Origin of the sequence: Neorhodopirellula pilleata (assembly GCF_007859915.1) — a bacterium.
In the GTDB taxonomy this organism is placed as follows: Bacteria; Planctomycetota; Planctomycetia; order Pirellulales; family Pirellulaceae; genus Rhodopirellula; species Rhodopirellula pilleata.
The window spans coordinates 355,205-367,121 of the sequence record NZ_SJPM01000005.1 but is presented as its reverse complement, the minus strand read 5'-3'; the positions used below and the strand labels follow the sequence as shown (position 1 = coordinate 367,121).

Below are 11,917 nucleotides of genomic sequence, written 5' to 3'. Positions count from 1 at the left end.
CCCTCGCGACTTGAAAGACGAAAGCACCCCGCAAGTTTTTGAAACGAATCAAAAACAGCCTGAAAGCGGTGCGCAAAGACACTAACAAAACAATCTTCAGAAAGGCTCTTGACCATGCTAGAAAAGGACTACGCCGACTTTGTGATGCAAACCGATGCCGGTTTGGGGGCGATCTTGGACGCCCTGCAGCGACATCAGCTTGCCGACAACACTCTCGTCATCTTCAGTAGTGACAATGGTTGTTCCAAGGCAGCGGGAATTCCCAAGTTGCAAGACCAGGGGCATTATCCGAGCGCCCACTTGCGTGGTTCCAAAGCGGATATCTGGGATGGCGGTCACCGGGTCCCGTTCATCGTGCGTTGGCCGGGCGTCGTCGCATCGGGAACAACGAGCCGGCAGACGATCTGCTTGACCGACCTATTTGCGACATGCGCCGATCTCATCGGCCAGCCCTTACCGGAACGTTCGGCTGAAGACAGCGTCAGCTTCCTTCCTGCACTTCGCGGTGATCCGATCGACACCGGTCGCGACGGCGTGATTCATCACTCGATCAGTGGACACTTTGCTTATCGGTCAGGCCCTTGGAAACTTTGCCTTGCGAAAGGGTCTGGTGGTTGGTCGTCACCAGGCGAGAAACAAGTGCCCGAAGGCAGCCCGGTAGCGCAGTTGTACAATCTGGACGACGATCCAAGCGAAACGAACAATTTGTATGAGTCGCGGCCTGAAATCGCACAGCGTTTGCTTCGAAGCCTAACGTCAGATGTATCGGACGGTCGTAGCACGCCAGGCCCGCGTTCCAGCAATGATGTCGACGACATCGAACTTTGGAAAAGCAGGAAACCAACCAAGTGACAAATCAACCAATCGAAGTGAGAAGCTCCGAGATGAGAAATGAACGGAATGGTTGGGCGCGATTGATCGGTGTCATGATCGCTTGCATCGCGAGCCCACTGGGAATGGCTTGGGCGGACCAGCCGAGCGTTGACTCAAAGGGTAAGCCAAATGTGGTGCTCTTCATGGCCGATGATGTGAGCTGGGAAGCGTTCGGTTGCTACGGTGCCGAGGACTACCAAACTCCCAATCTTGACCGACTTGCCGAGCGTGGTGTTCGCTTCAAGCATTGCTATTCAACGCCGCTGTGTACCCCATCTCGGGTCATGATCATGACGGGCAAATACAACTTTCGAAACTATACCCATTTCGGATACCTCAATCCCGAGGAAAAAACGTTCGGTCAACTGATGAAGCAGGCCGGGTATCGAACCGCGATCGCCGGTAAATGGCAGCTCAACGGGCTGTCTAATAAAAAGACTTTCCCCGACCACGATGATCACGATCGGCCGCATCATGCCGGATTCGATGAATATTGCTTGTGGCAATTAACGCAGGAACGATCGCAAGGTGAACGGTTCTGGAATCCTACTGTTCAGATCAACGGCAAGCTCCTTACCAAAGAAATGAATCAGGGGAAATACGGTCCCGATTTGTTCCGAGACTTCGTCTGTGATTTTATTCAACGCAATCGTCATGAGCCGTTCTTTGTTTACTACCCGATGGTGCTCGTCCACGATCCGTTTTTGCCGACGCCCGACAACATACATGATTCGACCAAGACCAAAGATGGAACCAGCGACAAGCAGAAGGTGGGAACTGGTCCGGCGCAACAAAAGCAGAACTTCGTTGCGATGGTCCGGTACATGGACAAGATCATCGGGCAGATTGTTGACCGCCTGGACGAGCTTGGCGAACTGGACAATACCTTGGTTCTTTTCACCGCCGACAATGGCACCAACCGAAAGATCACCTCGAACTGGAACGGCCGAACCATCCCAGGCGGCAAAGGCGGCATGAAGGACAACGGCACGCATGTTCCCTTGATTGCTTATTGGAAGGGCATGTCCGGCGCAGGAGTCGAGTGCGAAGACTTGGTCGATTTCACGGATTTCTACCCGACGCTGGCCGAAGCTGCCGGCATCTCGCTGGACCAGAGCGATCCCCGAGACGGCCAAAGCTTCTTGCCGCAAGTACTCGGTCGTCCCGCCACGCCTCGGACTTACGCATTGTGCCATTACCAGCCCTATTGGGGGTCGAGCCCGGAGGCGGGGGCGTTCGTGCGAACCGAACAGTTCAAACTCTACGCCAACGGATCGTTCTATGACATCGCCAATGATTTAGACGAGCAGCACGATCTGTCCGGTTCGATTTCAGATGAAATGGCCATCACGATCCATGCACACTTGCGGAGGCTGATTAAACAGATGCCTCCTGTTCCTAAAGGAGACCGCAACAGCTCGGTCCGCCCGATCCATCCCGATTGGCCGCTCATCGGACCACGCAATTCGATGACGGAGTGACACCCGCTTAGAACGTGTTTTAAAAAGGGGTCTGACCCTCTCCGGCGAGGCCAAAAACCCAATGAAATCGACTCGCCTCCAAAGGGTCAGACCCCTTTTTAAAACACGTTCTTAGCTCAAATCTCATCTCTTTGATATCGCCTGTTGAATTCCTTCAAAGAGGTTCGTTTGGGCGTCGACTCTGGCGTCCAGCGAGCGGCAAAGGAAAAGGTGCCAATTCCTGAAACGGCGACTGCAAGGCGCCGCTACTTACCCAATGCAACGCTTTCCGCTTCCGCGATGTCAGGCGCTGCCTTTCTGTCTTGCTACCGTGCGGTCAGCCAGGGTCGAAGTTCAGCGGCTAGGAAAAACGAACCGCAAACCACAACGACTCCGCGTCGATCGCCTGCGGATGTAAGTTTCTCGATCGCGGTTTCACAAGCGTGCAGTGGGTCGTCGTCGACGCGATACGGGAGGCCGCCTGCTTGAGCGGCCAAGCGTGAGAGTTCCTTGGTCGGTACGAATCGCGGATTGCGGTGGTAGCGGGTCAGGATGATTTCATCGAAACAGCTTTGAAGTTGTCTCAGCATCGCACCGGCGTCTTTGTCCGCGCTCGTGCCGAACACGCCCACGACCGGCCGATCGGGAAACCGCCGGGTCACCGTTTCCACCAAAACGGCGATCGAATCAGGATTGTGGGCAGCGTCGAGAATCACCGTCGTGCCGCAGGTGAGTTGGAATCGTTCCAGGCGTGCGTCGATCTGCAGTGTCGCCAGACGAGATAGCATTGCGTTGCTCAGCGGAACCCCGAGTCGGTCGATCGCCGTCATCGCCAAGGCGGCGTTACGGATTTGATGCTGTCCTTCGAGCCCCAGTCTTACCGGCCCATGTGTCTTTCCGGAAAGAGCGTTCGAAAGCGAGAACGCTCCGCCCCAGTCGGTTTCCTCGGTGGGGACCTCATCGGCTTGAAAGTCACGATCGATTTCCAGCAAAGGCACGTTCATTTGTTCGGCATGTTGCCGGATGACGTCGCGGGCGAGCGGTCTGGTGACGCCGCTGATGGCCGGCACGTTGGCCTTAAAAATGCCCGCTTTCTCTTTGGCGATCTTGTCGATCGTGTCGCCCAAGACGTGTTGGTGGTCCAGCCCGATGCTCGTAATCACCGTCACGTCGCTTTGGAAAACATTGGTGCTATCGAGCCGTCCGCCCAGACCGGTTTCGAGAACCCAGAACTCGCAGTCGCCGCGATGAAAGTGTTCGATCGCCAAGGCAGTCGTGAGTTCAAAAAACGACGGGCCGCCGATCGGTTCGTCCGCCATGGCGTCGACGATCGGTTTGACCGCATTGATCAGGTCGACCATTTGGTCTTCCGATGCGGGCTCGCCGTCGACTCGAAATCGTTCTTCAAGCCGAACCAGGTGCGGTGACGTGTACAGGCCGGTGCGAAAACCGCCGGCCGATAACATCGCGGCGGTCATGGTCGCGACGGAACCCTTGCCCTTCGTTCCCGCGATATGGACCACTCGGGGGCGGGCTTGGGCTTGCGTGTTTGTGGCCCCGACAAACGGCGTTTCGCCCGCCGGTCGACCGCCCCATGCGAGGCGGTTGCCGTGTCCCAAACGTCGAACCAGTTCGCACATCCGGTCGAGGGTGAATCGGTAGTTGGCTCCTAATTTTCCGAGCCGCTCGTAGTCGATCCGGTCGTAGAGCCATTGGGTCGCCTCGAGGTAGGCGGCCGATTGAGTTTGCGGCATCAACTTAGGTCACGTCGGGAAACAAAACTGGTGGTCGAACCAAAGACGAAAAACTGGGGAGCAGGTCGATCAGATGCCTGATTGTAGCATTTGCGATCGAAATCCGAACGTGGTGGCATAAAATGGCGAACCGTCTGTGGGGTCCGCCCGTAGCGATCGGACTCCTGTCTTTTCAGAACTCCTTCCCCATCTCGTCGGAATCATTGCTTCGTGGATACCGATACCAGCAACGCAGTCGTTGATAAGCCCCAAGATGCCGCCCCGACGGTCCCGACTGCGTCGGATCAGGTGGTCATCGAGACCCGGAACTTAAGTAAAATTTACCGCGATTTCTGGGGTCGAAAGAAAGTTCACGCCCTGAAATCGCTCGACGTCGAAGTCAAGAAAGGCGAGATCTTCGGCCTGCTCGGCCCTAACGGTAGCGGCAAGTCGACCACGATCAAATTGATTCTCGGTCTGCTGTTCCCCACCAGCGGCCGGGTTTTGGTTTTTGATCAAGACGCCGCCGAAACTCGCAAGAACGAACGGATCGGCTATCTTCCGGAGGAATCTTACCTCTACAAGTTCTTAACCGCCGAAGAAACGCTCGACTTTTACGGGCGGCTCTTCGATTTGTCGGGCTCCGAACGCCGTGACCGGGTTCAACGACTGATCGACTTGGTCGGTCTGCAAGGTGCCAAGCATCGCCAGTTGAAAGAATACTCCAAAGGGATGACCCGCCGGGTGGGTCTGGCCCAAGCGTTGATCAATGATCCCGATTTGATCCTATTGGATGAACCGACGACGGGCTTGGACCCGATCGGTTCGCGTGAAATGAAGGACTTGATCCTCGGCCTGCGAGACCAAGGCAAGACGGTTCTGCTGTGCAGTCACCAGCTTGCCGACGTCCAAGACGTTTGCGACCGGGTCGCGATTTTGCATCAAGGCGAACTGAAGGAACTCGGCCGCGTTTCGGACCTGCTTAAGGTTCAGGACGTGACGGAAGTCCATGCCACCGGTTTGAGTGATGCAGCCAAGACGGAGATCGCCGAAGTGATCGCTCGACATGGTGGTCATTTGCAATCGATCGACAACCCGACCGCGACGATGGAAGACCTCTTCCTGAACATTGTTCGCGAAAGCGAGGCTCGTCCGGGTGCCCGTCGCGTTTCGCAGTCAGCCACCGGTTCGGGGTCACTCGACGCGAGCAATAGCGGCAACGGCGGAGGCCAAGAATGAATTTGCAACCGGATGATTTCTGGTCCTTTTATGAATGGTTCTTCCGCCCCGGAGCGTTCCTCGAATCCGCAGCACTGAAGGGAATCGTTCTGGCCATCTTGGCCATCGTATTGGGTTTGGTCGGCGGGTACGTGGTCTCGTCCTCTCGTTACGGTTCGGGCGAAGGCTTCTTTGCAGTGGCTCGCGCGGTTCGTGACTTATTTCGTTTTGATCTACCCGGCACGCGTCTCCGCAGGATTTTTGCCCTGGCGAAACTGGCGTTCAAAGAAGCACTGCGTCGGCGCGTGCTGTATGTGGTTGGCTTGTTCGTTGTCGTGCTGCTGTTGGCGGGTTGGTATTTGAACCCGCAAAGCGATGATCCGGCGAGGCTCTACGTCAGCTTTGTGTTGACCGCGACAAACTATCTGGTGCTCGCATTGGCGTTGTTCATCAGCGCGTTCTCGTTGCCCGAGGATATCAAGAACCGCACGATGTACACCATCGTGACGAAGCCCGTTCGCGCGACCGAGATCGTCTTGGGGCGGATGATCGGCTTTGTCGGCGTCGGCACGATGATCTTGGTACCGATGGGATTGCTCAGTTATGTGTTCGTCGTGCGCGGCTTGGATCATACTCACAACAATGTCGCGGATGTCCGTGAGATTCCCCGAGGCGGATTCGAAGGTGAAACGGACTACACACAATTTCACTCGCACACGTTCACGTTGGACGAAAATGGTGAAGGCTTAACGAACATTGTTCGTGGACACCGGCACGTGGTGATCCGAGACGAAGATGGCAGTTTTCGAATCGGATCGCCGCAGGGGGCCCTGCGGGCTCGCGTTCCGTCCTACGGTGACTTGGTCTTTCGTGACCGCAGCGGGAACCTCCAAGAGGAAGGCATCGACGTGGGCAACGAACGATTGGCCGGTGGCTACGGCAGTGCCGGGATCGCCCGCCTGATCGGTGTGACCCGTGGCACGCGAAAAGTCGAACACGGCTACGTCGAAGGCGGAACGTTGGGAACGGCGGAGTTTACGTTCCCCAACGTCACTCCGACACGCTATCCCGACGGCATTCCGATCGATTTGTCCCTGCGTGCGTATCGCTCTTACAAAGGCGACATCGAAACCGGGATCCGTGGTTCGATCACGATGAAGCATCCCGACAAGCCGATCGAAAGCAACCCGGTCGCGTTCATCGTCGATGAATATGAAGTCGATGAAAAAACATTGCCTTTAGAAATCGAAGGCACCGACGGGAACGAAACCCGGATGTTGAACGTATTTGAAGATCTAGTCGATGATCAAGGGCGAATGACCGTGATCGTGCGATGCCTTGATCGTGCGCAGTATCTCGGTGTGACGCCCGCAAGTGTTTACTTGCGACCGGCCGACAATGCGTTCGGATGGAATCTGGCCAAGGCTTACATTTCGATCTGGCTGCAAATGACGATGATCATTGCGTTCGGTGTCATGTTCAGTACTTTCCTGACCGGGCCGGTTGCGATGATCGCGACGTTCGTTTGTGTGTTGCTCGGATTTTCGGCCGAACAAGTTTATGATACGCGGCACTATATTGATGAAGGCATCGCCCGCGGTGGCGGACCGATCGAGTCGATGGTGCGTTTGCTCAAGCAGGACGCCATGACGACCCAGTTGGACGTCGACACCGTAGCTGCCAAGGTTATTCAAACGACCGATGCGGGAATCGTTTACACGCTCGACGCGATCGCGACGGCGCTTCCGAACCTTCCCAAGATGGTTGGTACGGCCGAGTTTGCCGCATCCGGGTTTGATATTTTTGGTGCGATCCTCGCACGTCACGCGATGGCAACGTTTGGTTACGTCCTGCTCGCCTTTATTGTCAGTTACTTCATTTTGAAAGCTCGAGAGATCGCGGCATGAATCGCACGACTCAACTTCGTCGAAAACTTACCTATCTGCTTGTCCTGGTTGTGATGTTGATCCCGCTTTACTTGCTCGGTCAACCGGCCGGCGGAGGCGGCGACGGCGGCGGTCGGTTGGCTCAGATGCGCGATGCGTATGACATCGCTGAAAGCGATCTGGGCGAAATCAGCCCCGCCAGCGAAACGATGAAACTCGCTTCCCTCGGGATGCGGGGTGTCGCCGCTTCGTTGTTGTGGAAAAAATCGCATGACTATCGGGTTACGCACGAATGGGATCGCCTCAAAGCGACCCTCAACAACATCGCGCTGTTGCAACCGCACTTCGATAAGGTTTGGGAGTTTCAAGCGCACAATTTGGCATACAACGTATCGACCGAATTCGATGATTACCGTCAACGCTACGAGATGGTGCGTGAAGGCACCGAGTTCCTGACCAAGGGCGTCAAGCAAAATCGAAAAGCCCCACGTTTGATCTGGTACACCGGTTGGTTCTACGGTCAAAAGCTAGGCATGTCGGACGAGAAACGTCAGTTCCGTCGTCTATTCGCCGATGACGATGTCCTTCACGAGCAATTGCTGACGCAGGGGATTGCCGTCGACAGCCCCGAGGCTCGCGGACCGCTCGGAAAGCCGGACAACTGGTTGGTGGGTCGTTTGTGGCTCAATTCCGGATACGACTTGGTCGACACGGGAATCAAGATCCGACGACAAACACCGATCAACTTTTATGAGACCGGACCGAAGTGGCGAATCAAACACGCCGAAGCAATCGAAAGCGAAGGCGTACTTGACGATCGGGCTCAGAACGCGTGGCAGATGGCCTCACAAGACTGGCGAGGCTTGGGCAATCGCTCGATCCCCACCACGGCATCTTTCACGATTAAGTTGGGCCAACTCGACGAGTTAGGCCGACAACGGGCCGAGAAGATTGCCGAAGTTCGCGACGCCGCACCTGAAGCTTATGAACGTGCCGAAATCAAAATGATCGAAACGCTCGATCCGACCCTTCAGGATGCGTTGCTGACACCCGAAGAAGACCGCACCAAACTGCAACAATCGATCGTCAAGAATCAAAGCGAAGCGATGGTTCCCAATATGGACATGATCGCCAGCGAAGCGAAAGCTGGTGAACGATTGAAGGTCTTGCAACTGATCGATGAAATCAAAGACCTTGATGAACGGATTCTGAAGACCAGCGGCTATCGCAAGCAGATTAACTTCGAGTATTGGGATACGCTCGCGTTGGCCGAGCAAGAAGAACGTACCGTTCGAGCACGACGATTGACCTACGAAGCGGAAAAGGCCAACGCCGACGCGGAATTGGATAAGGCCATCAAGCTGTACGAAGAATCGTTTGCCGTGTGGGCCGAGATTTTTGATGACTATCCGATCCTCGTGATCGACGACAGTGCGCAGGATCTGTTCGATTCGATTCGCCGTTACAAGATCGCCACCGATTCGGATGAAATCGCCGAAGACTTCCCTCTGAAAACATTTGTCGAACTGATGGGGCAATACGGCGATGTCGATCCCCAGATGTACGAGGAAGTCCGCAAGACTCAGCAAGAAAAGCTGGAAGCTCGCAAGCGTGAATTGGCCGAAGAAGAAAAACGTCGCGAGGCCGAGGCGATGAAACAAGAGCCCAAAAAAGAAGAACCCAGTAAGGACGAAACCAAGGCGGAAAAGCCGGACAGCCCGGTCGCTCCCGAAAGCACGGTCGCTGAGGAAAAGTCTAAATCCGACGACATGAAGTCGGACGAGAGCAAGTCGGACGAGTCGAAGATGGAAGAAGAGAAGGCTGTTCAAGAAGACAAGCCTGAAGAATCCAAGCCTAAAGAAGACGCAGGCAAAGAGGACGCAGCCAAAGAAGAAAAGGCTAAAGAAGATAGCGCCGAAGAAGCCAAGTCGAAAGACGACAAAACTAAAGACATCAAGGCTGAAGAACAGAAACCTTCTGACAAGAAACCAGCCGAAGAGAAAGCCGACGCTTCCGATCCTGACAGTGCGAAGGCTAAAGAAGTCGTCGAAGAGGTCTCAAACGAGAATTAGGAGCAAATCCGAGACGTTGGAATTCAACGTCAAGTTCAATCTTTTCATCGCCCAACGCTAACGGCGTGTTGATTTAATCTGCATCGTAACCCGAAGCGTGAGCGAGGGATCATTGATATGGACTCATCCCTCGCTCACGCGTTTTGAAGTTGCGCTTTTTTCGTAACCCGCTGCGTAAGTGAGGGATAATTGATATTGACTCATCCCTCGCTTACGCGTCGGGTTACGATGAATACATCAGCCCGCGAACGCGGTACGGCTAATGAAATCAACAGCCCGATTGCTACCAAGGCACCGTCGATAGGTCGCAACGATCATCCGTTCGCAGACATCACCCGACGTGCTTGGTTAGCCCTTCTGAATCGAGCCACTGTGAGATGGCCGTGATGTGATGTGGCCCCGTTCCACAACATCCACCGACGATCGTCGCGCCGCGGTCGATCCACTTTTGGGCGTAACTTAAATAGTTTGCCGCGGCCTCGAACGGTTTGGATTGGTTGTCGGCCGACCAGCCCATCTTTTCGTCGGCGCGTCCCGCGTTGGCGTAGGCCCCGACGGGTACACCCAGTGATGCGTCGGTAAGTGCATCGACGTATCGAAGAGTGGCCGATGCGGGTGTGCAATTGACCAAGACCGCCGAAACGCCTGCGGCAACACAACGCTTAGCGATTCTTCGCATTTCGATCGGAGACAGGAGATCTGCATCGGGCCCCGCCGTGAGCGCTATCCACACGGGGCAGCCTGTCGTCATCGCCGCCTCGACCGCCGTGATCGCTTCGACGCCGTGGGGAAACGTTTCACAGAGAATGATGTCGCAACCCGCCTGAGCGAGCTGGCCGGCCATTTCGAGGTGTTCTTCGTACGACGCCTTTCCCGGTGACCGATCCGGTCGATAGCAATCTTCCAAGGGAGCCAAGCTACCGGCGACCTGATGCGATGGACCAACCGAATGGCGAGCGATTTGGACGGCGCGATTGGTCCATTCTCGCCACGTGGGTCCCACAGTGCGGCGACGGGTGCGAAAGGTATTGGCGGTGTGGACGACCGCACCAGCGGAAGCGTAATCCTGGTGGATGTTCGCTAGGATCCCAGGTGCATCATCGATCGCCGAGGCCGACCAAAACGGCAGCGGTGTGGGTACACCCCGAGCGTCGAGTTCCGTCCCGATCGGACCGTCTAGAAGAGTGACATTCATGAGCTTGAAGTTGGGTGAGTGGGCTACATTGAGCTAGGTTGGCGGATTAAGATTGATTCGTTCTGTGTTCCGCTTCCCCTGTATTTGATGTAGACAATATGAGATCGATGAATTTTCTGACGCTGTTCGCTTTGGTTTTGGCTGTTACGGCCGCGTGGGCGGAATCCCCTGCGTCGGCTGGTCCGGACTCCGAAGCCGGATTCCAAACACTTTTCAACGGCGAGAACCTGAACGGATGGGACGGTGATCCGCGTTTATGGTCGGTCCGTGACGGTGTCATTCACGGCGAAACAACCGCCGAAAACGCCGCCAAAGGGAACACGTTTTTGATTTGGCAAGACGGGACTACGAAAGACTTCGAACTGCGTCTGTCGTTCCGCTGTAACGCGAGCAACAACTCCGGCATCCAGTACCGCTCCCAGCACATCACCAACAAATCCGCTCGCAATGATTGGGTCGTTCAAGGATACCAACATGAAATCCGCAACGAAGTCGGCTTTCCAAACATCAGCGGTTTCATCTACGGCGAAGGGTTAGGTCGCGGACGCATTTGCATGGTCGGCGAAAAGGCGGTTCAAAAAGGCGACAAGAAAGAAGTCCTCGAAACGTTGATCACGCCGGAAGAATTCAAAGAGTTGTTTCATTTAGACGACTGGAATAATGTCATCATCGTGTGCAAGGGTCGCAACGTCCAACACTATCTCAACGATCGGTTGATCCTTGATTTCACCGATTCGGAAGACAAGGCGTTGCTCGATGGCGTGCTTGCGTTGCAACTTCATGCGGGCAAACCAATGTGGGCCGAGTACAAGAACATCCGCATCAAATCGCTTGAGTAACCCGCCAACGATCGCGTATCGAACTTAGTTACGGATCGTGAGTGGACCATTGAAGTTCCTTGGCCCGACCTACCCGACCTGGCCTTTCGCCGGGTCGGGTGCGTGATGGTCTTACGCCATTCGGCTACGTTCGAACGACAAGTCATCCCTGGACTGCTCGCTAATAAGCGTGCGGCCGATGAGGTCCGCGTGTGGAGCGTTGGTTGCGCGACCGGCTAAGAAGCGTACTCATTAGCAATCCTGTTTCTCGAAGCGATCTCTGGCATTGAGTCGCCGCCGAAGGTGCAAGTGTTCGCCAGCGATCCGCACGAGCAGTCGCTCGGCCGAACTCGAGACGGATTCTATCCCGGCGACATCGCCACCGGTGTTTCGCCGCCCAGGTTGAAACGATTCTTCACCAAGGAAGACGGCGGCTATCGGAATCGCAAAGAGGTCCGAGAATTGGTCGTTTTCACGCCGCACAATCTGATGGGCGATCCGCCATTCTCGCGGCTTGATCTGGTGTCGTGTCGTAATGTGATGATTTACTTGCAACGTGATGTTCAAAAACAAATCGTCGAACTGTTTCATTACGCCCTTCGGCCGGATGGGCTTCTTGTCCTGGGCAGCGCCGAGACGATCGATGACGCCGAGCTTTTTCG

At 55.4% G+C, this 11,917-nt stretch carries 8 protein-coding genes and 1 pseudogene; 7 read left to right on the top strand and 2 right to left on the bottom strand.

Going from position 1 to position 11,917, the window contains the following annotated elements; all coding sequences use genetic code 11:
- The first annotated feature begins 114 nt into the window (after window positions 1–114).
- The gene (locus tag Pla100_RS14165; RefSeq protein WP_146578503.1) at window positions 115–852 is read left to right on the top strand and encodes a sulfatase-like hydrolase/transferase; all 738 of its coding nucleotides are present in this window, start codon (window positions 115–117) and stop codon (window positions 850–852) included.
- A 74-nt stretch (window positions 853–926) separates the two neighbouring features.
- Window positions 927–2,354: a sulfatase-like hydrolase/transferase gene (locus Pla100_RS14160; RefSeq protein WP_146578502.1), complete on the top strand. Its 1,428-nt coding sequence runs from the start codon at window positions 927–929 to the stop codon at window positions 2,352–2,354.
- Window positions 2,355–2,659: 305 nt separating this feature from the next.
- Here Pla100_RS14160 and Pla100_RS14155 read toward each other — a convergent pair whose 3' ends face one another.
- Window positions 2,660–4,087 carry a bifunctional folylpolyglutamate synthase/dihydrofolate synthase gene (locus Pla100_RS14155; RefSeq protein WP_146578351.1) on the bottom strand — a complete coding sequence of 476 codons (1,428 nt, stop codon included), beginning with the start codon at window positions 4,085–4,087 and terminating at the stop codon, window positions 2,660–2,662.
- A gap of 210 nt (window positions 4,088–4,297) precedes the next feature.
- Between Pla100_RS14155 and Pla100_RS14150 the strand changes: the two genes are divergently transcribed.
- Genes Pla100_RS14150 through Pla100_RS14140 form a run of 3 tightly spaced genes read left to right on the top strand, consistent with a single transcriptional unit; the run spans window position 4,298 to window position 9,242 of the window.
- Entirely contained in the window at window positions 4,298–5,305 is a 1,008-nt protein-coding gene (locus Pla100_RS14150; protein WP_146578350.1) for an ABC transporter ATP-binding protein, read from the top strand.
- A complete protein-coding gene (locus Pla100_RS14145) occupies window positions 5,302–7,191 on the top strand; it encodes an ABC transporter permease (protein WP_146578349.1) in 1,890 nt (629 codons plus the stop codon). Before Pla100_RS14150 ends, Pla100_RS14145 begins: the two co-directional genes overlap by 4 nt.
- On the top strand, window positions 7,188–9,242 hold the full coding sequence (locus Pla100_RS14140; RefSeq protein WP_231603051.1) for an IRE (iron responsive element): 2,055 nt from the start codon (window positions 7,188–7,190) through the stop codon (window positions 9,240–9,242). The genes Pla100_RS14145 and Pla100_RS14140 overlap by 4 nt, the downstream gene beginning before the upstream one ends.
- Window positions 9,243–9,573: 331 nt before the next feature.
- Here the strand turns inward: Pla100_RS14140 and Pla100_RS14135 are convergent, their stop codons facing one another.
- Window positions 9,574–10,437 (bottom strand): homocysteine S-methyltransferase family protein, encoded by an 864-nt coding sequence (locus tag Pla100_RS14135; RefSeq protein ID WP_146578348.1) that lies wholly within the window; start codon window positions 10,435–10,437, stop codon window positions 9,574–9,576.
- A gap of 107 nt (window positions 10,438–10,544) precedes the next feature.
- On the opposite strand from Pla100_RS14135, the gene Pla100_RS14130 reads away from it, so the two are divergent.
- Both Pla100_RS14130 and Pla100_RS32190 read left to right on the top strand, forming a co-directional pair.
- Window positions 10,545–11,276, top strand: coding sequence for a 3-keto-disaccharide hydrolase (locus Pla100_RS14130; protein WP_146578347.1), 732 nt, complete (start codon window positions 10,545–10,547; stop codon window positions 11,274–11,276).
- A 231-nt stretch (window positions 11,277–11,507) separates the two neighbouring features.
- Window positions 11,508–11,906: pseudogene (locus Pla100_RS32190) on the top strand (CheR family methyltransferase); the annotation flags it as partial.
- Between the last annotated feature and the right edge of the window lie 11 nt (window positions 11,907–11,917).

What these genes read in the sequence shown, in the direction of transcription:
- Pla100_RS14165 (WP_146578503.1), top strand. Translation starts at nt 115, where the DNA reads ATGCTAGAAAAGGACTACGCCGACTTTGTGATGCAAACCGATGCCGGT.
- Pla100_RS14160 (WP_146578502.1), top strand. Translation starts at nt 927, where the DNA reads ATGATCGCTTGCATCGCGAGCCCACTGGGAATGGCTTGGGCGGACCAG.
- Pla100_RS14155 (WP_146578351.1), bottom strand. Translation starts at nt 4,087, where the DNA reads ATGCCGCAAACTCAATCGGCCGCCTACCTCGAGGCGACCCAATGGCTC.
- Pla100_RS14145 (WP_146578349.1), top strand. Translation starts at nt 5,302, where the DNA reads ATGAATTTGCAACCGGATGATTTCTGGTCCTTTTATGAATGGTTCTTC.
- Pla100_RS14140 (WP_231603051.1), top strand. Translation starts at nt 7,188, where the DNA reads ATGAATCGCACGACTCAACTTCGTCGAAAACTTACCTATCTGCTTGTC.
- Pla100_RS14135 (WP_146578348.1), bottom strand. Translation starts at nt 10,437, where the DNA reads ATGAATGTCACTCTTCTAGACGGTCCGATCGGGACGGAACTCGACGCT.
- Pla100_RS14130 (WP_146578347.1), top strand. Translation starts at nt 10,545, where the DNA reads ATGAATTTTCTGACGCTGTTCGCTTTGGTTTTGGCTGTTACGGCCGCG.